The sequence below is a fragment of the Solwaraspora sp. WMMA2101 genome, assembly GCF_049179175.1.
Classification (GTDB): Bacteria; Actinomycetota; Actinomycetes; order Mycobacteriales; family Micromonosporaceae; genus Micromonospora_E.
This window is the reverse complement of the sequence record NZ_JBMHMA010000006.1, coordinates 1,103,189-1,126,440: the sequence shown is the minus strand read 5'-3', so window position 1 is coordinate 1,126,440 and position 23,252 is coordinate 1,103,189. Positions and strand designations below refer to the sequence as shown.

Genomic DNA, 23,252 nt, shown 5'->3' with positions numbered 1-23,252 from the left:
GGGGGCCACCGACATGGGACGAACGTGGACTTTGACAGGATGTTACCCCTGCCGTACGGGTCATTGTCGCTGACCGCCCGGGTGATGCGCGGGTCCGGGAAGGGACGCCTGTGCATCAGGACCGGACGCACCGGGACGGACACCGGCAACGAGGGGGGACCATGACGGAACCGACACCGGACCCGCAGGATCTACTCAAGATCGCCGTCGAGGTCGCGCGGCACGCCGCGCGGACCGCCCGCGAGATGCGCCGCGAGGGCGTCTCCGGGCTGGCGACCAAGAGCACCGCGACGGATGTGGTCACCGCGGCCGACCGCGCCGTCGAGCGGCAGGTCGGGGCGGCGTTGCGCGAGCTGCGGCCCGCCGACGCGGTGCTGGGCGAGGAGTACGGCGACGCCGCGGTGGCCGGCTCCGCCCGGGTGCGCTGGATTCTCGACCCGATCGACGGCACGGTGAACTATCTGTACGGCCTGCCGAACTACGCGGTCTCGCTCGCCGCCGAGGTGGAGGGGCAGGTCGTCGCCGGGGTGGTGCACAACGCGGCCACCGGGGCGGAGTGGACCGCGACGATCGGCGGCGGGGCCTACCGCGAGGGCCAGCGGTTGTCCGGCTCCCGGCGGACCGAGCTGTCCCAGGCGTTGGTGGCCACCGGCTTCGGCTACGACGCCGCCCGGCGGGTGCACCAGGCCCGGGTGCTGGTCGGCCTGCTGGCCGAGGTCCGCGACATCCGTCGGTTCGGGGCGGCGGCGCTGGACCTGTGTGCGGCAGCGGAGGGCGGGGTCGACGCCTACTACGAAAAGGGTCTCAACATCTGGGATCACGCGGCGGGTGGGTTGATCGCGGCGGAGGCCGGGCTGACCGTGGGCGGGTTGGCCGGTGCGTCGGCCGGCCCGCAAATGCTGGTGGCCGCGCCGCCGGCGCTGTTTCCCGCGTTGACCGAGCACCTGGTCCGGCTCGACGCCGCTGGCGGGCCGTGACCTGCTGATCGGCCCATGCGGGTCGGGTCCGCTGCGGTCGTTGGCCGTGACGGCCCGGCCGTGCTGCCGGCTACTGCGGGGCGGCGCAGGTCTCCGGCGGCAGGACCGGTTTGCCGAGGGCGGCCAGGGACTGGTTGACCTCGGTGGTGGTGGCCAACTGGCGGAACGCGTTGCCGATCACCACGTCGACGATGTCGTCCTCCCGCGCCGGGTCGTACTCGGTCGTCGCCTGGTCGAGGAAGTAGGCCCGCATCAGGTGCGCCGAGCCGACCGCCTTGGGGCCGTACCGCAGCACGGCCACGCCGTCGATGCGCCGGCCCTCCGGGTCGTTGGCCGCCTCCTCGATCTGGAACTTGCGGTTGCCCAGGTCGTCGGCGACGTTCGTGGCCAGTCCGCTGGTGTCGGTGGCGTTGAAGACGTTGAGCCGGACGTCCTTCGCCTCGCGCAGCGTGACGTCGGCAACCGCCCAGCCCGCCGGGCAGGACGCTGTGGCGGCGTCGCCGCTCTGGCTGTCGCGGACCATCGCGACGACGACGAAGATCAGGGCGAACACGACCAGGACGCCGACGACGACCAGCGCTCGCACGCGCGCAAAGCTCATGAGATGGCCCCCTGCAGGTGTGACGGTGCCGGAGTCGGCGCGCCGCACCGGTGACAACCGAGTATGCCGCCGAGGTTAGCGGTTGTCCGTCCGGCGGGGGAAACGGCGCCGCCCTCCGGCGTGCCGACGATGATCGGTGGCCAGGTACCCCTATCTTCGTGTCGCCTGAGTCACATTGGGAACAAGTTCCGGCGTCTGGGCGTACATCAATCCCACAAGGGCGGTATACATGCGTCGGCCAGAGGGGGGTAAGGTACCGCGCTCGCGGGGGGAGTTTCCTGCGGAAACCGCAAACCGGCACAAACCGGCACGAACGTTGGTCTGCGGTCCCAACGAGGGGACCCGCAAGGGAACCGAATTACCGTCGTCCGGCGTTATCACCGGAAGCGACTGAACGATACGGGAGAGTGAACCGATGGCCACCGACTACGACGCTCCGCGTCGAGACGAGGTCGACCTCGGCGAGGACAGCCTGGAGGAGCTCAAGGCACGGCGCGTCGACTCACAGTCGGGCGCCGTCGACGTTGACGAGGCCGAGGTGGCCGAGAGCTTCGAGCTGCCCGGAGCCGACCTGGCGGACGAGGAACTGACGGTGAAGGTGCTGCCGATGCAGTCGGACGAGTTCCGCTGCGCGCGCTGCTTCCTGGTCCACCACCGCAGCCAACTCGCCGTCGAGCGCAACAACGAGCTGATCTGTCGCGAGTGCACCTGACGGCGTACCGGGGGAGCAGGAGGCGTGCGGCGACCTTGGAGACGAGGTCGCCGCAGTCACCATTTGTGCCGGTCGACCCGCCGTGGAGGCACACATGACTGAACCCGACGACGCGAACCGCCCGGACGGGACGGTGCCGGCCAGCTCTGACGCGTCGGAGCCGGACCGGCCCGACGAGTCGGTGGCGCCGTCGGGCGACCTCGCCCGGTCGCCCGGTACCGACCGCTTCGCCGCGACCGTCGCCGAGCTCACCGGCGACGGTGTCGACCCCGGTCGCCGCCGTCACCTGCTGCGGCGCCTCGTGGAGCAGCTGCGGCGGCGGGGTGTGACCGAGTTGTTCCGACCCTCGGCGGCGATGCGCTGGTTGGTCGCGGCGGTTGCCGACGTCGCCCCGTACATCCCGATCCGTGACCGGGACACCCTGCGCTCCCACCACCCCGGCCTGACCGACGAGGAGCTGGCCGAGCGGTTGATCCGCAACGCCAGCCGGGTCAGCGCCGGCATCGGCGCCGCCGGTGGCGGTATCTCCGCGATCCAGTGGGCCGCCACGCCGACGTTGCTCTCCGCCCCGGTGCTGCTGGCGGCCGAGACCGTCGCGGTCGTGGCGGTCGAGCTGAAACTGGTCGGGGAGCTGCACCAGGTGTACGGCGTACCGGTGCCCGGCAGCGGCACGGAGCGGGCGATCAACATGATCCACTCGTGGGCGAACCAGCGGGGCGTCAACCCGGTGGTCCCGGGAGTCGGCGTCGGCGCGGTCCTCGGCACCGCCGCCCGTCGGGAACTCGGCGAACTGCTGTTGCGTCGGTTCGGCCGCAACATGACCACCCTCGGGCCGTTCCTCACCGGTGCGGCGGTCGCCAGCTACCTGAACCGGCGGGCCACCCGCGCACTCGCCGATCGGGTCCGGGCCGACCTACGGACCCAGCGCCGGGCGCTCGGCCTGATGCATCCACCGCCGCCGCCGGCGATCGGCCCCTGATCAGCCGGTCGGGCCCACGGTGTCCGCCGTAGCGGCGGACGTACCGGGTGCCCGGTCGCGCGCGGCCAGGATCTCGGCCGCCAGCCGGACCGGCTCCCGGCTGCTCACCACCCAGTACGGTGTGGGATCGGCCGGGTCGTCGAGAACGATCTGCACCGCGCCGGAGACCCAGGGACGCTGGATCACGAACGCCAGCGGGTCGGCGCCCACCCCCAGCAGTTCCCGGCGGCCGTCGGCGTCCAACGCGACGACGTCGGCGACGTGGCGCAGCGGCAACCGGGCGTCGTCGACCTGGAACTCGTCCGTCGTGACCCGGACCGGAATCCGGCCGAGCCACCACAGTCCGACGGCGGTCACCGGCAACAGCACGCTGAACGGCAGCCAGGCACGGACCCCGGAGGTGCCCATCCACACCTCGGCGGCGAGGAGGGCGGCCAGGCCGAGGGCGCATGCCCAGAGCCACCACGGCAGTCGCAGCCGTTCCCGGTAGGACGCCACGGCCCGGTACGGTGTGTCGCGGTCAGCGGAAACGGCAGCCACGCCGTCCGAGACTACGCCGTCGCCAGGGCCGGGTGCCGGCCGACCGGTGCGGCGAGCCGACCGGGCGTCACCGGTCACGGGCGCGACGATGGCGACGAGGGTGCGACGATCAAGGAGGAGCCATGTCCGAGCGGGTGCCGGTGCCGGTGCGGCGGCTCGATCCGGGACTGCCGCTGCCACGGTACGCCCATCCTGGTGACGCCGGTGCCGACCTGTTCGCGGCCGAGGACGTCGAGCTGGCGCCGGGGGCCCGGACCCTGGTGCGCACCGGGGTGGCGGTGGCCCTGCCGAACGGGTACGTCGGCCTGGTGCACCCCCGGTCCGGGCTCGCCGCGCGGTTGGGCGTCACCGTGCTCAACGCCCCCGGTACGGTCGACGCCGGTTACCGTGGCGAGATCCTGGTGAACCTGATCAACCACGATCCGACGCGGGCCGCCACGATCTCGCGTGGTGACCGGATCGCGCAACTTGTGATACAACGCGTGGAAACTGCAGATTTTCAGGCTGTCGACGAGCTGCCGGACTCCGTCCGTGGCGCGGCCGGGCACGGATCGACCGGTGGTCACGCCGGGCTGTCCGCACCGACCGCCGACGTCCCGGTCGGCTAGCGCCCCCCGGGACGGACCCCGACCGTCGCGGCGGTCCGTCGACAGCCCATACTCCGCTGTACGCGGCCCGTCGCGGCCGGGACAGCGACTCGCACAACGGAGGGTTGGCATCGTGGTCTTCTCCCGCGGCCGTGGGCGCGGCCGGCACGCCAAGGACGAGCAGGCGCAGCCCGACTCGGTCGAGGCGCAGTCGGCGGCCGAGCCGTCGACCGGGCCGTACGACGTGTCCGAGGCCCCGACCGGGGTCCGCCGGCTGGACCTGGGCAGCCTGCAGATCCCCGCGATCGAGGGCGTCGAGGTGCGGGTGCAGGCCAACCCCGACGGGGTGATCCAGCAGGTGGTGCTCGCGAACCGGGGCAGTGCCCTGCAGCTGGGCGTCTTCGCCGCGCCCCGCAGCGAGGGCATCTGGGACGAGGTACGTGCCGAGATCGCCGAGTCGCTGCGTCGCGACGGTGCCACCGTGCGGGAGACCGCCGGCGACTACGGTCCCGAGCTCGTCGCCCAGGTACGCACCCCGGAGGGCCACACCCACCTACGGTTCGTCGGGGTCGACGGGCCGCGTTGGATGGTACGGGCCCTCTACCAGGGGGCAGCGGCGGATCCGGCCGCCGCCGGGCCGCTCGCCGAGGCGCTCCAGGGTCTGGTGGTCGACCGTGGTCAGGAAGCGAAACCGGTACGGGAGCCGTTGCCGCTGCGACTGCCCCGGGAGATCGCCGACCAGGCCGGCCAGGCGCCGGCCGCCCCGGCGTCGCCGCCCGCTGCCCCGGCTGTCCGGATCCCCGGCTCCCCGACGCCGTAGCCGGTGCCGTTCGGCCCGTTCGGCCCGGTCGACGGGGTCGGCCAGCATGGCGGGGCACGGCGTACCCTGGACGGGTTGGACACGGCGGGGTGCGGCCCCGCCGACACCGGCGACGGGCAGGAGGGGGCGCGCGGCCATGGCGATCGACGAGCGCCGTCCCTCGTTGCGTCGGTTCCTGCGTCGGCTGGCCGCCACCGAGGATGAGCTGGACGCCGAGCAGCTGCAGCGGTCCAGCGCCGAGTGCGGGTCGGTGCCCGCCGGCCAGTGTCACCGTGGCGAGCTGGTCTCGGTCTCCGGCCGGCTGCGTACCGTCGTCTACTGTCCGCGGACGAACCTGCCGACCCTGGAGGCCGACCTCTACGACGGCAGCGACGTCGTCACGCTCGTCTGGCTGGGTCGGCGGCGGATCGCCGGCATCGAACCCGGACGCCAGCTCACCGCCCGTGGCCGGGTCGCGGTCCGCGACGACCGCAAGGTGATCTACAACCCGCACTACGATCTGGAATCCCCCAGGTGAGCCGGCCGGCGACAGTCGGCCCGGTCGACGACGCAGGACGGTCGGCGAGGACAGGAGACGGTGGGCGATGACGTTCGGGCAGCAGGGTGCCGGTCCGACGGCGCGGCGTGACGACGTACCGCCGACCGAGCGGTCCACCACGGCGCAGGCGCCGACGGCGACCGACCCCGACGAGGCCGACGAACGGCTGCCGAGCATCACCGAGCAGATGGCCGAGCAGTTGGGCGGCTGGCGCGGCCTCGTCGAGTCCAGCGTGCCGATCGCGGTCTTCGTGATCTGCAACGTCATCTGGGACCTGTCGGTCGCCCTGATCGCTGCGGTCGGCGTCGCGGTCGGCATCGCCGTGGTCCGGTTGGCGCAGCGGCGCCCGATCCGGCACGCGGTCAACGGGCTGTTCGGTATCGGCATCGGCGCGCTGCTGGCCTGGCGCACCGGCGAGGAACGCGACTTCTACCTGCCGGGCATCCTCTACGGCATCGGCTACGGCCTGGCACTGCTCGGCTCGGTGGTGATCCGCCAACCGCTGGTCGGCTGGATCTGGTCGGTGCTCGCCGCCGGCGGTCGTTCCGAGTGGCGTACCGACCCGGTGCTGATCCGCACCTTCAACCGCCTCACCGTGCTCTGGGGCGTGGTCTGGCTGCTCAAGGTCGGCGTACAGGCCGGCTTCTACCTCGCGTCGATGGAGACCGCGCTCGGGGTGTCCCGGCTGCTGCTGGGTTATCCGCCGTACGCGGTGCTGCTGGCGATCACCGTCTGGGTGGTCCGACGGGTGAACCGGCAGCGTGAGGCTGCCGACCCGCTGCCGGCGACCTGACCGACCCACAGGCTCCGGGCGAGGACGACGACGGTTACTCGCCCCGGCGGGTGCGTTCCACGCTGTCGGCCCCGAGGACCACCGCCCGTACCTCGTCCTCCACGTCGGCGGTGCAGACGAAGACCAACTCGTCACCCGGCTCCAGCGGGTCGTCCGGACCGGGTGTCAGGACCCGCTTGCCCCGGACGATCGCGACCAGCGCGCAGTCGCGTGGCAGCGGCACCGTGTGCACCGCGTGCCCGACGTGCGGGGCGTCGGTCGGCAGGGTGATCTCCACCAGGTTCGCCTCACCCTGCCGGAAGGTCATCAGCCGGACCAGGTCGCCGACGGTCACCGCCTCCTCGACCAGTGCCGCCATCACCCGTGGCTTGCTGACCGCGACATCCACGCCCCACTGCTCGGTGAACAGCCACTCGTTCTCGGCCCGGTTCACCCGTGCCACCACCCGGGGCACGCTGAACTCGGTCTTGGCCAGCAACGACACCACCAGGTTGACCTTGTCGTCGCCGGTGGCGGCGACGACGACGTCGTAGGCGGCCAGTTCGGCGTCCTCCAGGCTGGCCACCTCGCAGGCGTCCGCGAGGACCCACTCGGCGTCTGGCACCCGTTCGCGGCGGACCATCGCCGGGTTGCGCTCGAAGAGCGTCACCTGATGTCCGTTGTCGATCAGTTCCTGGGCGATGGACCGGCCGACGTTGCCGGCCCCGGCGATGGCGATCCGCATGTCACCGCGCTCCTTCCGGCAGACTGCTGGCGGTCAACGTGACCGCGTCCGCGATGTCGTCGGTGACGAGCATGAACACCTGGTCGCCCTCCTGCAGCACGGTCGTCGGGCCGGGCAGGGTGCCGATGCCGAACCGCATCAGGTACGCCGCGCGGGTCCCGGTGGCGGTCTCCAGCGCCGCCAACGGGCGGCCGATCCACTCCCGGTGCACCGGGACCTCGATGATCGACACGGTGCTCGTCGGGTCCCGGAAGATCTCCACGTGACCCTCGGGGACGAGATGGCGCAGCATGCGGTCCGCCGCCCAGCGCACCGTCGCCACGGTGGGGATACCGAGCCGCTCGTAGACCTCCGCCCGGCGCTGGTCGTAGATGCGCGCCGCGACCCGGGACACGCCGAACGTCTCCCGGGCCAGCCGCGCCGAGATGATGTTGGAGTTGTCGCCGCTGGAGACGGCGGCGAAGGCGTCCGCCTGCTCGATCCCGGCCGCCGTCAGCACCTCCCGGTCGAACCCGGTGCCGGTGACGGTGCGGCCGGCGAAGTCGCCCGGCAGCCGACGGAACGCGGTCGGATCCTGGTCGATCACGGCGACCGAATGACCACGGTCCTGCAGATTGTGGGCCAGGGTCGCGCCGACCCGACCACAACCCATGATCACGACGTGCACCTGAGTCCTCCCGCAGGCGAAGGTCGGGCGCGTACCGGGGCGGACCCGCGCCCGTCTGCCAGCCTGCCACGACGTGGCCGGTGACGCCGCCGACCGTACCGTGCCGGTGCCCGGCGGCGGTGATCAGCCACCCGGATTCGCCAGGTGGCGGGCCGCCGTACCCTTAGCGGTTGTGGCCAGTCCCACCTCCTTGATCAAGCGCCTGCTGCTGGGCCGGCCGTTCCGATCCGACCGGTTGCAGCACACCCTGCTGCCCAAGCGGGTGGCGCTGCCGGTGTTCTCCTCCGACGCGCTGTCGTCGGTGGCGTACGCACCGGACGAGATCCTGCTGACCCTGTCGATCGCCGGTGCGGCGGCGTTCGTCTACTCGCCATGGGTGACCCTCGCCGTCGTCGTGGTGATGGTGACCGTGGTCGCCAGCTACCGGCAGAACGTGCACGCGTACCCGTCCGGTGGCGGCGACTACGAGGTGGCCAAGGTCAACCTGGGGCCCCGGTTCGGGGTCGGAGTGGCCAGCGCGCTGCTCATCGACTACGTGCTCACCGTCGCGGTCTCGGTCGCCTCCGGGGTGGCCAACCTCGGGTCGGTCCTGCCCTTCGTCGCCGAACACAAGGTGGCGGTGGCGGTCGGTGCGGTGGTGGTGCTCACCGCGTTGAACCTGCGCGGGGTCCGCGAGTCCGGGCGGATGTTCGCCGTCCCGACGTACGGGTTCGTCATCGTCATCGGTGCGGTGATCGCCACCGGCCTGATCCGGATCTTCGTCCTCGGCCACGACCTGCGGGCACCCAGCGCCGACCTGGTGATCAGCGCCGAGTGGGTCGACCTGAGCGCTTTCGCGATGGTGTTCCTGCTGCTGCGGGCCTTCTCGTCGGGCTGCGCCGCGCTGACCGGGGTGGAGGCGATCTCCAACGGCGTACCGGCGTTCCGGCCGCCGAAGAGCCGCAACGCCGCCACCACCCTGCTGCTGCTCGGCACCCTGTCGGTGGCCATGATCGGCGGGATCATCTGGCTCGCCCAGCTGACCGGCCTGCAGTTCGTGGAGAACCCGGCCCGGCAGATCGAGGCAGGCCCGCCCGGGTACGTGCAGAAGACCGTGGTCGCCCAGCTGGGCGAGACCGTCTTCGGGTCGGGGCTGCTGCTGTTCCTGGTCGCCGGGGTGACCGCGTTGATCCTGTTCCTCGCCGCGAACACCGCGTTCAGCGGTTTCCCGGTGCTCGGGTCGATCCTCGCCCAGGACCGCTACCTGCCCCGCCAGTTGCACACCAGGGGCGACCGGCTGGCCTTCAGCAACGGCATCCTGTTCCTGGCCGGCTTCGCGATCGTGCTGCTGGTGGTGTTGCAGGCCGAGCTGACCCGACTGATCCAGCTCTACATCGTCGGGGTCTTCGTCTCGTTCACCCTGTCCCAGGCCGGCATGCTGCGGCACTGGAACCGGCGGCTGCGCACCGAGCGGGACCCGGCGCGGCGGCGACGGATGCACCGGTCCCGGGCGATCAACGGGTTCGGTATGACCCTGACCGGCGCGGTGCTGGTCGTCGTTCTGGTCACCAAGTTCGCGCTCGGCGCGTGGATCGCCATCGCCGCGATGGCGATCGTCTACGCGTTGATGCTGGCGATCCGGCGGCACTACGACACGGTCGCCCGGGAACTGACCCCGGCCGAGGGCCGGCCGGTGCTGCCCGCCCGCAACCACGCGATCGTTCTGGTCAGCAAGGTGCACCTGCCGACGCTGCGGGCGGTCGCCTACGCCCAGGCCACCCGACCGGACACGCTGGTCGCGTTGACCGTGCGGGTCGACGACGCCGACACCCGCGCGGTGCGGGCCGAGTGGGACCGGCGGGGGCTACCGGTGCCGCTGACCGTGGTCGACTCGCCGTATCGGGAGATCACCCGGCCGATCATCGACTACGTCAAGTCGGTCCGCCGGGACGCGCCGCGCGACGTGGTGACAGTCTTCATTCCGGAGTACGTGGTCGGCCACTGGTGGGAGAACCTGTTGCACAACCAGAGCGCGTTGCGGCTCAAGGGCCGCCTGCTGTTCGAGCCCGGAGTGATGGTGACCAGCGTGCCGTGGCAGTTGGCGTCGAGCGCCAGCCGTGACCTCGACCGTTACGACGAGACGCTGAGCCGGACCCCGGCGCGCGGCCCGCGCCCGTCGGTCGACGACGACGCCGGTCCGGCCGACGGTGGTCCGGTCGACGTGGACTCCGGGCGGGCGGACCAGTGACGGCGGGCGACCGGGAACCGTTGACCGAGGGCGACCGGGTCACGGTCCGGGTGGGCGCCCCGGCCCACGGCGGCCACTGCGTGGCCAGGCTGGACGGCCAGGTGATCTTCGTTCGGCATGCCCTGCCCGGCGAGTTGGTCACCGTCGACGTCACCGAGGTCCACCGCGGCTATCTGCGCGCCGACGCGGTGGCGGTGCCCGAGCCGGCACCGGAGCGGGTCGAGCCACCCTGCCGGTACGCCGGCCCCGGCCGCTGTGGCGGATGTGATCTGCAGCACGTCAGCGTCGCCGGGCAGCTGGACTGGAAGGCGGCGGTGGTCCGCGAGCAGCTGCTGCGGCTCGCCGGGCTGACCACCGCCGAGGTCGACGCGCTCGACGTACGGGTCCGGGCGTTGCCCGGCGGTCCGCTGGGCTGGCGGACCCGGGTCCGGTACGCGGTCGACGCCGCCGACCGCGCCGGTCTGCTCAAGCACCGCTCACACGAGGTGGTGGCCGTGGACCGCTGCCTGATCGCGCACCCGGCCATCCAGACGCCGGCGGCGCTGCCGTCGTCCGCGCTGGTGGCATCGGCCGACGGACCGCGCTGGCCCGGGGTCGACGCGGTCGAGGCCGTCGCCGCCGGCGCTGGTGACGTCGTCGTCATCCCGACCCCCGGGGGCGGCAGTGACGTACCGGTGACCCAGACCGCCGTCGGCCGGCGCTTCGACCTGCCGGCCGGGGCGTTCTGGCAGGTGCATCCGGCGGCCGCCGACACGCTGTCCGAAGCGGTGCTGGAGCTGCTGGAGCCGGCGGCGGGGGAGTCGGCCTGGGACCTGTACGGCGGCACCGGACTGTTCGCCGCGGCCCTGGCGACCCGGACCGGGCCGACCGGCCGGGTCACCCTGGTCGAATCGGCCGGTCCCGGCGTCGCCGCGGCCCGGCGCAACCTGGCCGACCTGGCGCAGGTGGAGGTCGTGGCGGCCCGGGTCGAGCAGGCGCTGGCCCGACGCAGGATCACCGGACCGGTCGACCTGGTGGTGCTCGACCCGCCCCGTGCGGGCGCCGGGGCACAGGTGGTCGGCCCGATCGCGGCCGCTGCCCGCCGGGCGGTCTGCTACGTCGCCTGCGATCCGGCTGCACTCGCCCGTGACCTGCGGACCTTCCGCGAACTCGGCTGGCGGTTGACCCGCCTGCAGGCCTACGACTGCTTTCCGATGACCGGGCACGTCGAGTGCGTGGCCCTGCTGACCCCGGCGCCGTCCCGATAGACTCGGCGGTCATGGGCGGACGCCGCGCGGGCCGAAGCGCGCATCGCCGCCGGATGACGTCCCGCGTGCCGACGAGGGCACGCAGGGCAGTTGGGAGCGAAATTGAGCCGGGCAGAGGCAGGATCCGACGGCCGCTTGCTGGCCACCGTACGCACACCGCAGGACGTCAAACGGCTCTCCGCCGAGGAGCTGACGCTGCTGGCCGCCGAGATCCGCGACTTCCTGGTCGCCAAGGTCTCCCGCACCGGCGGGCACCTGGGGCCGAACCTCGGTGTGGTCGAGTTGACCATCGCGATGCACCGGGTGTTCGACTCGCCCCGGGACCGGTTCCTGTTCGACACCGGTCACCAGGCGTACGTACACAAGATCCTCACCGGCCGGCAGGCCGGTTTCGACCAGCTCCGCCAGCGTGACGGCCTGTCCGGCTACCCGAGCCAGGCCGAGAGCGAACACGACCTGATCGAGAACTCGCACGCCTCCACCGCGCTGTCCTACGCCGACGGTCTGGCCAAGGCGTACGCGCTGCGGGGCGAGGCACGCAGCGTCGTCGCCGTGGTCGGCGACGGCGCGTTGACCGGTGGCATGTGCTGGGAGGCGTTGAACAACATCGCCGGGGCCCGTAATCCGCTGGTCGTCGTCGTCAACGACAACGGCCGGTCGTACGCGCCGACGATCGGCGGGCTGGCCGACCACTTGGCCGCGTTGCGCCTCAACCCGGGCTACGAGAAGGTCCTCGACCTGGTCAAGGAGTCGCTGGGGGCGACGCCGCTGGTGGGCCGGCCGATGTACGAGGTGCTGCACGCGGTCAAGAAGGGCATCAAGGACGCGGTCGCCCCGCAGACCATGTTCGAGGATCTCGGCATCAAGTACGTCGGCCCGATCGACGGGCACGACCTGCCCGCCGTCGAGTCGGCGTTGCAGCACGCCAAGGGCTTCGGCGCGCCGGTGATCGTGCACGTCGTCACCCGCAAGGGCTACGGCTACCGGCCGGCCGAGGAGGACGAGGCCGACTGCCTGCACGGGCCGAGCAGCGCCTTCGACGTGGAGACCGGCAAGCTGCTGGCCGCGCCGGCGGTGAAGTGGACCCACGTCTTCGCCGACGAGCTGGTGGCGATCGCCGACGATCGGCCCGACGTGGTCGGGATCACCGCCGCGATGGCCGAGCCGACCGGGATCGCCGCGCTGGCCCGTAAGTACCCGCAGCGGGTCTACGACGTCGGCATTGCCGAGCAGCACGCCGCCACCTCGGCCGCCGGGCTGGCGATGGGCGGGCTGCACCCGGTGGTGGCGGTCTACGCGACCTTCCTGAACCGGGCCTTCGACCAGGTGTTGCTGGACGTGGCGATGCACAGGCTGCCGGTGACCTTCGTGCTGGACCGGGCCGGGGTGACCGGGCCGGACGGGCCCAGCCACTACGGCATCTGGGACATGTCGGTGTTCGGGGTGGTGCCGGGGCTGCGGATCGCCGCGCCCCGCGACGCCGCCACCCTGCGGGAGGAGCTGCGCGAGGCGGTCGCCGTCGACGACGGCCCCACCGTGGTGCGGTTCCCGACCGGCTCGGTCGCCGCCGACCTGCCGGCGGTCCGCCGGGTCGGCCCGGTCGACGTACTGGCCGAGTCCGACCGTTCCGACGTGCTGCTGGTCGCGGTCGGCGCGTTCGGCAAGCTGGGTGTCGACGTCGCCGCCCGGGTCGCCGAGCAGGGCTACGGGGTGACCGTGGTCGACCCACGCTGGGTGCGTCCGGTCGCCGACGAGCTGGTCACCCTCGCCGCCGGGCACCGGCTGGTGGTCACCGTCGAGGACGGGGTACGCACCGGCGGGGTCGGCGACGCCCTGGCCAAGGCGATGCGCGACGCCGACGTCCGGGTGCCGCTGCGTGACCTCGGCGTACCGGCCGACTGGCATCCGCACGGCAGCCGGGCGCAGATCCTCACCGACCTGCGGCTGACCGCTCAGGACGTGGCGCGGGACGTGACCGGCTGGATCTCCGGGCTGGACGACCCGGACGGCACCCCGGCGACCGGCGCCGGCGCGGGTCTGATCGGTGACGTCAGCGGTGCCGACGAGCCGGGCCGGCGGGCCACCCGGCGCGGCGCCGGCCGTAGCTGACCGGGTCTTGCCCGCCGGGTACGGACAGGGGCCGCCGGTGACCGCCGTCATCGACCTCGGCGAGGTCGGTCGGCGGCCACCGGAACCCGGGCAGCCCGCCGGCCGGCGGTGGGGCCGCCGGCCGGTCCGGCCGTGGCTGGCAGCGCTGCTGGTCGTCGTCGTCCTGGCCACCGTCGCCGCCGCCGCACCGCCCGGCCTGCCGGAGCCGGTCCACATCGGGTCCGGCTTCGACAGCCAGTCACTCGTCGACGGCGACCTGCTGTTCGTCGCCGAGGACAGCGGCGGTGACATCGAGGAGGGGACTGCCGCCGCCGGTAGCGGCGACGCCGGTGCTCGGACGATCGCCGCGTACACGCTGCCCCGGGGCGAGCTGCGCTGGCGCGTCCCGGTCCCGCAGCACGGCGACGGCTGGCTGGGCCGGCGGCTCACCGGTCTCCAACGCGTCGACGACCTGCTGTTGATCAACTCGTTCGACAGGGGAGGTGCACCGGGTACCACCGCCGTCGACATCGCCGACGGATCGGTGCGCTGGTCGGCCGACGGATTCTTCGTGGGCGCCGTCGCGGACGACGCGATGGCGCTGTGGCTGCCACGCAGTGCGATCGACCCGCGGACGCGGGAGTGGGTGTCGGTCGGGGTCACCCTGCGGGTCGTCGAGGCAGGCTCCGGGCGTACCCGCTGGACCACGACGACCCCGGCGCAGGCGGAGCTCCACTACCGGCTCGACGGCGACCTGGTCACCGACGTGGTGGAGGTCGAGCTCAGTGGTCGGGTCCGGGTCCGGGTCCGCGACGCCCGGACCGGCCAGCTGCGCACCGACGGGACGACCGGGCGGCCGATGGAACCGGGCCCGACCTGGGTGGTGGCCGACCTGCTCGTGTCGATGACCGACGACGTCCTGTGGGGCGTCGACCTGGACACGCTGACCCCGCGCTGGTCGGTGCCGGTGCCGCTGGTCGGCGGACTCACCCCGTGCGCGCCGCTGCTGTGCCTGACCCAGCCCGCTGGCGGAATCCGCGCGCTGGACCCGGCCGACGGCACCGTCCGATGGTCCGACGACGACTGGATGCTCCACTCCGAGTTCGGCCGTCACCTGCTGGTCACCACTCCCCGGCAGGCGGACCGCCCGTCGACGCGGATGGTGGTCGACCCGGCCACCGGCGAACCGGTCGCGGCCGATCCGTACTGGACGCCGTTCGCCGTCACCGCCGACGGCTGGCTCGGGCTGCGGTACGACCCCTACCAGACGACGGTGTGGGTGGCCAGGATCACCCCGGACGGCTCGCCGCCCCGGGTGCTGCTGCGAATGGCCGACGCGGTCGACAACTGCCAGGCCGGTGCCGACGTCGTGATCTGCCGACGGGTCGGTGGCGGGCTCGGCGTCTCGGCACTACCCGACTAGTTTCAGCGTCGACCCTGCGGTTTCACGCAGGCTTAACACCCTGGCACGCAGGGTGGGAACCGACGGTGACAGGAGGCGGTCGTGCGGGTGCTGGTGGTCGAGGACGAACGGCACCTCGCCGACGCGATCGTGCGTGGGTTGCGGCGGCAGGGGATGGCTGTCGACGTCGCCTACGACGGCACCGTCGGCCACGAGATGGCCTTCGTGACCCGATACGACGTGGTGGTGCTCGACCGGGACCTGCCCGGCGTACACGGTGACCAGATCTGCGCCGACCTGGTCAGTTCCGGGGCGCTCACCCGGGTGCTGATGCTGACCGCCAGTGGCGCCGTCGCCGACCGGGTCGAAGGGCTGCAACTTGGCGCCGACGACTACCTGCCGAAGCCGTTCGCCTTCACCGAACTCGTCGCCCGGGTGCAGGCCCTCGGCCGGCGGGCCACCCCGCCGGCTCCGCCGGTGCTGGCCGTCGGCAACCTGACGGTGGACCCGGCCCGGCGGGTCGCCACCCGTGACGGTACGCCGGTCGACCTGACCCGCAAGGAGTTCGGTGTCCTGGAGGAGCTGGTCAAGGCACGCGGCGCGGTGGTCTCCAGCGAGGAACTGCTGGAGCGGGTCTGGGACGCCAACACCGACCCGTTCACCACGACCGTACGGGTGACGGTGATGACGCTGCGCCGCAAGCTCGGTGATCCGCCGCTGATCGAAACGGTGGTCGGCGCCGGCTACCGGGTCACCGGCGTGGACGCCCCGGCCGGTGCGGAGGTGCACCGGTGAGCCCGCCCGACCGGGCGGGCGTGGAGCATCCCCGGTGGCGGCAGTTGCGCGTCGGGCTGCGTTCGCCCCGGCCGACGCTGCGGCTGCGGCTCACCCTGTTCAACGGGGTGCTGCTGGTCGGCGCGCTGTCGGCCTTCGTGCTGCTCTCCTGGCTGCTGGTGACCGACGCCCTGCGTCCGGCCGAGCACCTCGCCCCGGGCACGGTGGTGGTGCTCACCGACGGACGGGAGCTCGACGCCGCCGCCTGGCAGGACCAGATCGCCGACCAGGCGTCCCGGGAACTGCTGGCCAAGGCACTGGTCGCCCTCGTCGCGATCAGCGCGGTCGGGGTGCTCGGCGCGTACGCCGTGGTCGGCCGGGCGTTGCGTCCGCTGCAACAGGTGACCTCGACGGCCCGCCGGCTCGGTGAGCAGACGCTGGACCAGCGGATCCGCTACGCCGGTGCCGGTGACGAGGTGGCGGAGCTGGCGGCGACCTTCGACGACATGCTGGACCGGCTCAGCGCGGCGTTCGAGGCGCAGAAGCGGTTCGTCGCCAACGCCTCCCACGAGCTGCGGACACCGTTGGCCGTGATGCGTACCGAGGTGGACGTGACGATGGCCGACGACACCGCGGACGTGGCCGAGTACCGGCGGATGGCCACGGTGGTGCGCGACGCCTCCGAACGGGCCAACGGACTGGTCGACGCGTTGCTGGTGCTGGCCAGCAGCGAGGCGCAGTCCGGCGGGCGGCTGGTCCGTAAGGTGCCGGCGGACCTGTCAGACGGGGTCTGCGCGGCGTTGTCGGCCATGCAGGTGGAGACCCGCCGGCTCAAGCTGGACGTGCGGACGGCGCTGGACCCGGCGGTGGTCGTCGGGGACCCGAGCCTGCTGGAGCGGCTGGCCGGCAACCTCATCGAGAACGCGGTCCGCTACAACCACCTGCACGGGCGGCTGTGGGCCCGCACCGGCAGCCACGGACCGCACGTGTACCTACTGGTCGGCAACACCGGGTTCGAGGTGGACCAGACTGACGTGCCGGGCCTGTTCGAGCCGTTCCGGCGCGGTGGTCGGGAGCGGACCGGTGCCCGCGGCTCCGGGCTCGGGCTGTCGATCGTCCGGGCGGTGGCCGCCGCACACGGCGGCACGGTGTCGGCGGTGGCCCAGCCCGGCGGCGGCCTGGAGGTCACGGTGACCCTGCCGGCCGCCGACGAAATGTCGGGCGGCACGGGCGTGCCGGGTGACGCCGCCGGTCCACGGGCGGTACGCGCCGGCTGACCGGTGCCCCGTACTGATCGTCGCACCGCCGGCGCGACGGGTGGTCGCGCCGACGGTGCGGCGGCACGGCGGCGGGCCGGGTGTGGCCCGCGCCGTACGGCGGTTGGGCTCAGGCCGGCAGGCTGGCCACTCCGGCCGGCAGGAACCGGCGGCCGGTGACCCGTTCGGCGGTGCCGGTGCGGTCCAGGTACGGGGTGATGCCGCCGAGGTGGAACGGCCATCCCGCGCCGAGCAGCAGGCACAGGTCGATGTCGTGTGGTGCGGCGACGACGCCCTCGTCGAGCATCAGCCGGACCTCCTGCGCCAGCGCGTCCAGCGCCCGTTGCCGGACGGCCTCGGCGTCCAGCGGCTGCGACCCGATCACCAACAGCTCGGCGATCGCCGGGTTGATCTCGTCGTCGACCATCAGTGGCAGCCCGGACTCGGCGATCCGCCGCAGGTTGTCGCTGACCGCGAACCGGTCCGGGTACGCGGCGTGCAGCGTACCGGCGACGTGGTGGGCGACCGGCGGGCCGACCAGTTGCAGCAGGGCCAGCGGCCGCATCGGCAGCCCGAGCGGGTCCAGCGCGCTGTCGGCGACGTCCGGCGGGGTGCCGGCGTCGACGGCGGCGAAGATCTCCCCGAGGAAGCGGGTGAGCAACCGGTTGACCACGAACGCGGGCGCGTCGCTGACCAGCACGCAGGACTTGCGCAGCTGCTTGCCGACGGCGAACGCGGTGGCGAGGGTGGCGTCGTCGGTCCGCTCGCCCCGGACGATCTCCAGCAGCGGCAGGACAGCGACCGGGTTGAAGAAGTGGAAGCCGACGACCCGCTCGGGGTGGGTCAGCTCGGCGGCCATCTCGGAGACCGACAGCGACGAGGTGTTGGTCGCCAGGATCGTCTCCGGCGAGACGATCGCCTCCACCTCGGCCCACACCTGCTTCTTGACCTTGAGGTCCTCGAAGACCGCCTCGATGACGAAGTCGGCGTCGGCGAAGGCGGCCTTGTCGACCGAGCCACTGACCAGTGCCAGCAGCTTGGCGGCGGTGCCGGTGTCCATCCGCCCCTTGCCGACCTGCTTTTCGATCTCGGCGTGCACGTAGCCCACGCCGGCGTCGACCCGGGACTGGTCGAGGTCGGTGAGGACGACCGGCACCTGCAGCCGCCGGGCGAACAGCAGCGCCAGTTGGGAGGCCATCAGGCCGGCACCGACGATGCCGACCTTGGTCACCGGTCGGGCCAGCTCCGCCGACGGCGCCCCGGCCGGGCGCTTCGCGCGTCGCTGTACCAGGTCGAAGGCGTACAGCCCGCTGCGCAGCTCCGGGGAGACGATCAGGTCGGCCAGGGCCTCGTCCTCGGCGGCGGTGCCCTCGGCGAACGGGGTCTCCTTGGCCAGGGCGAGCAGGTCAAGGGCCCGGTACGCGGCCGGCACGGCACCGTGCAGTCGTTGGTCCAGTTGGTGGCGGGCGAAGTAGAGCACGCCGTCCCACATCTCCCGGTCGATCTCCGGGCGGGTGACGGTGACCTCGTCGCGGACCACGGCGGCCGCCCACTCCAACGAGCGCTCCAGAAAGTCCGCCGGTTCCAGCAGAATGTCGGCGATGCCCATGTCGGCGGCCTGCTTCGGCTTGAGCATCTTGTTCTGCATCAGCGGGTTCTGGATGATCACCTGCGCGGCGGCCGGGATGCCGATCAGGTTCGGCAGCAGCTGGGTGCCGCCCCAGCCGGGGATCAGCCCGAGGGAGACCTCCGGCAGCGCCAGCGCGGCGGCGCCGCCGGACAGCGTCCGGTAGTGGCAGTGCAGGGCCAGCTCCAGGCCGCCGCCCATGGCGGCGCCGTTGACGAAGGCGAAGGTCGGCACCGCGCTGTCGCGCAGCCGGGCGAAGACCTGGTGGCCGAGGCGGCCGATCTGCAGGCCCTGGTCGCGGCTGGTGACCATCGGCATGGCGGTCAGGTCGGCACCGACACAGAAGATGTACGGCTTGCCGGTGACCGCGACGAAGGCGGGTTCGCCGGCCAGCGCCTCGGTGATCGCCGCGTCCAGGCTGGCCAGTCCGGCCGGCCCGAAGGTGTTGGGCTTGCGGTGGTCCAGGCCGTTGTCCAGGGTGATCAGCGCGGCCGGTCGGTCCAGGCCGGGCACGTTCACCTGGCGTACCAGGGCCTTGGTGACCAGCTCCTGGGGGTTCTCCAACGCCGTCATCAGTTGCCGCCCTCCTGTTGCTGCGCCGAACCGGTCCAGGCCGGGTTCTCCCAGATGACCGTGCCGCCCATGCCGATGCCGATGCACATCGCGGTGATGCCGTAGCGCACCTCGGGGTGCTCGGCGAACTGCCGGGCCAGCTGGATCATCAGCCGTACGCCGGACGACGCCAGCGGGTGCCCGATCGCGATGGCGCCGCCCCACGGGTTGACCCGGGGGTCGTCGTCGGCGATGCCGAAGTGGTCGAGGAGGGCCAGCACCTGGATGGCGAAGGCCTCGTTGAGCTCGAACAGGCCGATGTCGTCGATGCTCAGCCCGGCCAGTCGCAGCGCCTTCTCCGTCGACGGGATCGGCCCGACGCCCATCACCTCCGGCTCGACGCCGACGAAGCCGTACGAAACCAGCCGCATCGCGATCGGCAGACCCAGCTCGCGGGCGACGTCCTCGGCGGCGATCACGCTGGCGGTGGCCCCGTCGTTGAGCCCGGCGGCGTTGCCCGCGGTGACCCGACCGTGCGGCCGGAACGGCGTCTTGAGGGTGGCCAGCTTCTCCAGCGAGGTCTCCCGGGGGGCCTCGTCGACGGTGGCCAGGCCCCAGCCGGTCTCCGGGTCGCGGATCGCGACCGGGACCAGGTCGGGCTGCAGCTTGCCGTTGGCGTACGCCTTGGCGGTCTTTATCTGTGAGGCCAGCGCGTACGCGTCGGTGCGGGCCCTGGTGATGCCGGGCAGGCGGTCGTGCAGGTTCTCTGCGGTGGCCCCCATCACCAGGGCGGACGGGTCGACCAGCTTCTCGGCGAGGATGCGCGGGTTCGGGTCGACCCCTTCACCCATCGGGTGGCGGCCCATGTGTTCGACCCCACCGGCGACGGCGATGTCGTAGGCACCTATGGCGATGCCGCCGGCCACCGAGGTGACCGCGGTCATCGCGCCGGCGCACATCCGGTCGATGGCGAAGCCGGGCACGGTCTTGGGCAGCCCGGCGAGCAGAGCGGCGGTGCGGCCGATGGTCAGTCCCTGGTCGCCGGTCTGGGTGGTGGCGGCGATCGCGACCTCCTCGACCCGGTCGGGGGGAAGTTGCGGATTGCGCCGCAGCAGCTCGCGGATGCAGCGGATGACGAGGTCGTCGGCGCGGGTGTGGGCGTACATCCCGCCGGCCTTGCCGAACGGGGTGCGGACGCCGTCGACGAAGACGACATCCCGGACTTCACGCGGCACGATGGGCCTCCTTGGCGGGCCGGGTACGCGGGGCAGACCCCAATGCTACTTGTCGGTAACTATCGCACGTGGGGCGGCCCGGTGTGGTCCGGGCCACACCGGGTGCTCCAGGTGTGGCCCGAACCGGCTCGGGTAGCCTGTTGCCACTCGCACGGGCCCAACCGGACAGCGCGCCCCGATCGGCGCGAACCGGTTGCCGGGGCGGACCGCCGACCGGCCCGATCGACACGGAGGAGACGCGCGGTGAAGGTTCTGATCGCGGGGGGCGCGGGCTTCATCGGCTCCACGATCGCTTCCGCCTGCCTGGACGAGGGCCACGTGCCCGTACTGCTGGACAACCTGGTCACCGGGCGCATCGAGTTCACCCGCGACCGGATCTTCTACCAGGGCGACATCGCCGACGGGGCGCTGGTCGACCGGATCTTCGCCGACCACCCGGACATCGACGCCGTCGTGCACGCCGCCGCGCTCATCGTGGTCCCCGAGTCGGTCGCCGAGCCGCTGCGCTACTACCGCGAGAACGTCGCCAAGTCGATCGACTTCATCGAGCACGTGGTCCGCAACGGTGCCCAGCGGTACCTGTTCAGCTCGTCGGCGTCGATCTACCGGCCCGGCGAGGACTTCTCCGTCGACGAGTCCTCCGCGCTGGAGCCCACCAGCCCGTACGCCCGGACCAAGGCCGTGATGGAGATGTTGCTGGCCGACTGCGCCGCCGCGCTGCCGCTGCGGGCACTGTCGCTGCGCTACTTCAACCCGATCGGCGCGGACCCGCAGCTGCGGACCGGGCTGCAGATCCGGCAGCCCACGCACGTGTTGGGACGGCTGATCACCGCGGTCGAGACCGGCGCCGAGTTCAGCATCACCGGCGTGGACTGGCCCACCCGCGACGGCTCGGGCATCCGCGACTACATCCACGTCTGGGACCTCGCCCGGGCCCACGTCCAGGCGCTGAACCGGTTCGACGAGATCCTGCCGCCCGGTGCCGACCAGCGCTACGACGTGCTCAACCTCGGCACCGGCGACGGCACCACGGTCCGCGAATTCGTCGAGGCGTTCCGCTCGGTGGTGGACCGGCCGTTGCGGGTCGACGTCACCGGCCCTCGGCCGGGAGACGCCGCCGGCTCCTACACCCGCAGCGTGCGTGCCCGGCAGCTGCTGGACTGGAAGCCGGAGCTGTCGATCGCCGACGGAATCCGACACTCGCTTGCCTGGTCGGCCAAGCGCGACGAGGTGCTCGGTAGCTGACCTGCACGGTGCCGGCGCCCGGCCGACCTGCACGGTGCCGGCCGACCGGGGTGACCGGCACCCGACGGGGTGCCGGTCACCTACCAACCGGGTCGTCCGTTACCGTCGGATCACCCCTGTGGTGCACGCAGCGCCGTGGTCAGCTCGGCCACGATCAGTGACACCTGCCAGGCGCGGGCACCGAACCCCCGCAACGTCGCAGCCACCGACTCCTCGTCGAGATCCTCCGGCGGGGTCCAGGCCAGCCGGCGGATCGAATCCGGGGCGATCAGGTTCTCCGGCGGCAGCGTGTGCGCCGTCGCCGTCCGCACCACGACCTCCCGGCAGCGCGCCAGCCGGGCCGCCGCCACCGGGTCGCGCTCTGCCCAGCGGTGCGGGGGCGGCGGCCCGTCCAGCACCGGGGTCACCGGCAGCGCGTCGTCGGGTAGCTCCCGGGCGGTGGCCAACGCGTCCAGCCAGATGCGGGCCAGGCGGCGGACCGACCGGCCGTTGAAACCGGACAGCGCCAGCAGCGCCCGTTCGTCCCTGGGATCCAGTTCGGCGGCCGCGACGATCGCCGCGTCCGGCAGCACCCGGCCCGGCGCCGAGTCACGGCGGGCGGCGATCTCGTCCCGGGCGTACCACAGGGCCCGTACCCGTGCCTGGGCCCGCGCACCGCGGACCCGGTGGATACCGGAAGTCCGCCGCCACGGTTCGGCCCGCACCTTCGGCGGCTGGCTGCCCCAGGTGACCAGTGCCGCGAACTCCTCGGCGGCCCAGTCCCACTTGCCCTGTCGCCGCAGCTCCGTCGCGAGGACGTCGCGCAGGTCGGTGAGCAGTTCGACGTCCAGCGCCGCGTAGGTCAGCCAGGACTCCGGCAGCGGCCGGGTCGACCAGTCGGCGGCGGAATGGTGCTTCTCCAGCGAGAACCCGAGGAGGGCTTCGGTCAACGCCGCCAGACCGACCCGTTCGAAGCCGGCGAGCCGGGCGGCCAGCTCGGTGTCGAACAACCGGCGCGGCCGTAGCCCGAGGTCGGCCAGGCAGGGCAGGTCCTGGCTGGCGGCGTGCAGCACCCACTCGGTGTCGGCGATGGCCGCGTCCAGGGCGGCCAGGTCCGGTAACGGCAGCGGGTCGATCAGCGCCGTACCGGCCCCGGCCCGGCGCAGCTGCACCAGGTAGGCCCGTTGGCTGTAGCGGTATCCGGACGCGCGTTCGGCGTCGACGGCGACCGGCCCGGTGCCGGCGGCGAAGCGGTCCACGACCTCGGCGAGGGCGTCGACGGTGGCCACCGGTGCGGGAGTGCCGTCGCGGGGAGCGGTCAGCGGTACGGGCCCGTCGGCCGGGGCGGTAGGAGCCCCTGCGACCTCGGACGCCGCCGGTCGCTCCAGCGGGTGGTGCGGCTCGCTCCCTGCTGGGCGTTGCGCGGTCCGACGGCGCAGGGGGGATTCGTCGGTCACCTGACAACCCTAGTGCCCGGCCTGCCGCCGACGTCGCCAGGTCCGCCCGGCGCGTCGGCCCACCACCCGTGCACGTCACCGGCAGCGCCATCCCCGTCGGCCGGACCGGGCAATCAGTGATCTCGGCGTGCGAGGTGACGACAAACACCGTACTGCCCGGTACGGTCGTATCGCCGCTTCGGGCGGCAGGTGGGCCGGCTGCCGCAGTGGAGGAGAGGCTGCCAA

General features: G+C 72.7%; 21 protein-coding genes. 14 read left to right on the top strand and 7 right to left on the bottom strand.

The annotated features are described in order from the left end of the window. The first annotated feature begins 161 nt into the window (after positions 1-161). Positions 162-977 carry an inositol monophosphatase family protein gene (locus tag ACN28F_RS05640; protein WP_289207026.1) on the top strand — a complete coding sequence of 272 codons (816 nt, stop codon included), beginning with the start codon at positions 162-164 and terminating at the stop codon, positions 975-977. Positions 978-1,047: 70 nt separating this feature from the next. On the opposite strand, the gene ACN28F_RS05635 is transcribed toward ACN28F_RS05640, so the two are convergent. Beyond that, positions 1,048-1,563, bottom strand: a complete 516-nt coding sequence (locus tag ACN28F_RS05635) for a LytR C-terminal domain-containing protein (protein ID WP_289211030.1) — start codon at positions 1,561-1,563, stop codon at positions 1,048-1,050. 430 nt (positions 1,564-1,993) lie between these two features. Between ACN28F_RS05635 and ACN28F_RS05630 the strand changes: the two genes are divergently transcribed. Together ACN28F_RS05630 and ACN28F_RS05625 are read left to right on the top strand one after the other, a co-directional pair. Continuing rightward, positions 1,994-2,290, top strand: coding sequence for a DUF4193 domain-containing protein (locus tag ACN28F_RS05630; protein ID WP_123600728.1), 297 nt, complete (start codon positions 1,994-1,996; stop codon positions 2,288-2,290). A gap of 94 nt (positions 2,291-2,384) precedes the next feature. After that, the gene (locus ACN28F_RS05625; protein WP_421357152.1) at positions 2,385-3,269 is read left to right on the top strand and encodes a hypothetical protein; all 885 of its coding nucleotides are present in this window, start codon (positions 2,385-2,387) and stop codon (positions 3,267-3,269) included. Here the strand turns inward: ACN28F_RS05625 and ACN28F_RS05620 are convergent, their stop codons facing one another. Further along, positions 3,270-3,809: a DUF3093 domain-containing protein gene (locus ACN28F_RS05620; protein WP_289207024.1), complete on the bottom strand. Its 540-nt coding sequence runs from the start codon at positions 3,807-3,809 to the stop codon at positions 3,270-3,272. Between the two features lie 122 nt (positions 3,810-3,931). Between ACN28F_RS05620 and dut the strand changes: the two genes are divergently transcribed. The 4 genes from dut to ACN28F_RS05600 all read left to right on the top strand — a co-directional run bounded on the left by dut (position 3,932) and on the right by ACN28F_RS05600 (position 6,547). Further along, positions 3,932-4,417 carry a dUTP diphosphatase gene (gene dut / locus ACN28F_RS05615; RefSeq protein ID WP_289207023.1) on the top strand — a complete coding sequence of 162 codons (486 nt, stop codon included), beginning with the start codon at positions 3,932-3,934 and terminating at the stop codon, positions 4,415-4,417. Positions 4,418-4,529: 112 nt separating this feature from the next. After that, on the top strand, positions 4,530-5,216 hold the full coding sequence (locus ACN28F_RS05610) for a DUF3710 domain-containing protein (protein WP_289207022.1): 687 nt from the start codon (positions 4,530-4,532) through the stop codon (positions 5,214-5,216). A 136-nt stretch (positions 5,217-5,352) separates the two neighbouring features. Continuing rightward, positions 5,353-5,733: an OB-fold nucleic acid binding domain-containing protein gene (locus ACN28F_RS05605; RefSeq protein ID WP_282226417.1), complete on the top strand. Its 381-nt coding sequence runs from the start codon at positions 5,353-5,355 to the stop codon at positions 5,731-5,733. A gap of 67 nt (positions 5,734-5,800) precedes the next feature. Continuing rightward, on the top strand, positions 5,801-6,547 hold the full coding sequence (locus ACN28F_RS05600; RefSeq protein WP_289207021.1) for a DUF3159 domain-containing protein: 747 nt from the start codon (positions 5,801-5,803) through the stop codon (positions 6,545-6,547). Between the two features lie 34 nt (positions 6,548-6,581). Here ACN28F_RS05600 and ACN28F_RS05595 read toward each other — a convergent pair whose 3' ends face one another. Beyond that, positions 6,582-7,271 (bottom strand): potassium channel family protein, encoded by a 690-nt coding sequence (locus ACN28F_RS05595; RefSeq protein WP_289207020.1) that lies wholly within the window; start codon positions 7,269-7,271, stop codon positions 6,582-6,584. 1 nt (position 7,272) lies between these two features. Continuing rightward, complete coding sequence (locus ACN28F_RS05590; RefSeq protein WP_289207019.1) at positions 7,273-7,938, bottom strand: potassium channel family protein; 666 nt, start codon at positions 7,936-7,938, stop codon at positions 7,273-7,275. A gap of 172 nt (positions 7,939-8,110) precedes the next feature. On the opposite strand from ACN28F_RS05590, the gene ACN28F_RS05585 reads away from it, so the two are divergent. The 6 genes from ACN28F_RS05585 (at position 8,111) to ACN28F_RS05560 (ending at position 16,953) form a co-directional block, all read left to right on the top strand. After that, a complete protein-coding gene (locus tag ACN28F_RS05585; RefSeq protein ID WP_289207018.1) occupies positions 8,111-10,165 on the top strand; it encodes an APC family permease in 2,055 nt (684 codons plus the stop codon). Continuing rightward, a complete protein-coding gene (locus tag ACN28F_RS05580) occupies positions 10,162-11,412 on the top strand; it encodes a class I SAM-dependent RNA methyltransferase (RefSeq protein WP_289207017.1) in 1,251 nt (416 codons plus the stop codon). Before ACN28F_RS05585 ends, ACN28F_RS05580 begins: the two co-directional genes overlap by 4 nt. A gap of 102 nt (positions 11,413-11,514) precedes the next feature. Then, on the top strand, positions 11,515-13,521 hold the full coding sequence (dxs, locus tag ACN28F_RS05575; protein WP_289207016.1) for a 1-deoxy-D-xylulose-5-phosphate synthase: 2,007 nt from the start codon (positions 11,515-11,517) through the stop codon (positions 13,519-13,521). A gap of 37 nt (positions 13,522-13,558) precedes the next feature. After that, a complete protein-coding gene (locus ACN28F_RS05570; protein ID WP_289207015.1) occupies positions 13,559-14,923 on the top strand; it encodes a PQQ-binding-like beta-propeller repeat protein in 1,365 nt (454 codons plus the stop codon). An 81-nt stretch (positions 14,924-15,004) separates the two neighbouring features. Continuing rightward, positions 15,005-15,697, top strand: coding sequence for a response regulator transcription factor (locus ACN28F_RS05565; protein WP_289207014.1), 693 nt, complete (start codon positions 15,005-15,007; stop codon positions 15,695-15,697). 56 nt (positions 15,698-15,753) lie between these two features. Then, entirely contained in the window at positions 15,754-16,953 is a 1,200-nt protein-coding gene (locus ACN28F_RS05560) for a sensor histidine kinase (protein WP_289211029.1), read from the top strand. A gap of 109 nt (positions 16,954-17,062) precedes the next feature. Here ACN28F_RS05560 and ACN28F_RS05555 read toward each other — a convergent pair whose 3' ends face one another. Further along, complete coding sequence (locus ACN28F_RS05555; protein WP_289207013.1) at positions 17,063-19,132, bottom strand: 3-hydroxyacyl-CoA dehydrogenase NAD-binding domain-containing protein; 2,070 nt, start codon at positions 19,130-19,132, stop codon at positions 17,063-17,065. After that, entirely contained in the window at positions 19,132-20,346 is a 1,215-nt protein-coding gene (locus ACN28F_RS05550; protein WP_421357151.1) for a thiolase family protein, read from the bottom strand. Before ACN28F_RS05550 ends, ACN28F_RS05555 begins: the two co-directional genes overlap by 1 nt. Positions 20,347-20,589: 243 nt before the next feature. Here ACN28F_RS05550 and galE point away from each other — a divergent pair, with 243 nt between their 5' ends. Continuing rightward, positions 20,590-21,591 (top strand): UDP-glucose 4-epimerase GalE, encoded by a 1,002-nt coding sequence (gene galE, locus ACN28F_RS05545; RefSeq protein ID WP_289207011.1) that lies wholly within the window; start codon positions 20,590-20,592, stop codon positions 21,589-21,591. Positions 21,592-21,701: 110 nt separating this feature from the next. Here galE and ACN28F_RS05540 read toward each other — a convergent pair whose 3' ends face one another. Next, positions 21,702-23,027: an HRDC domain-containing protein gene (locus ACN28F_RS05540; protein ID WP_421357150.1), complete on the bottom strand. Its 1,326-nt coding sequence runs from the start codon at positions 23,025-23,027 to the stop codon at positions 21,702-21,704. Positions 23,028-23,252: the final 225 nt, after the last annotated feature.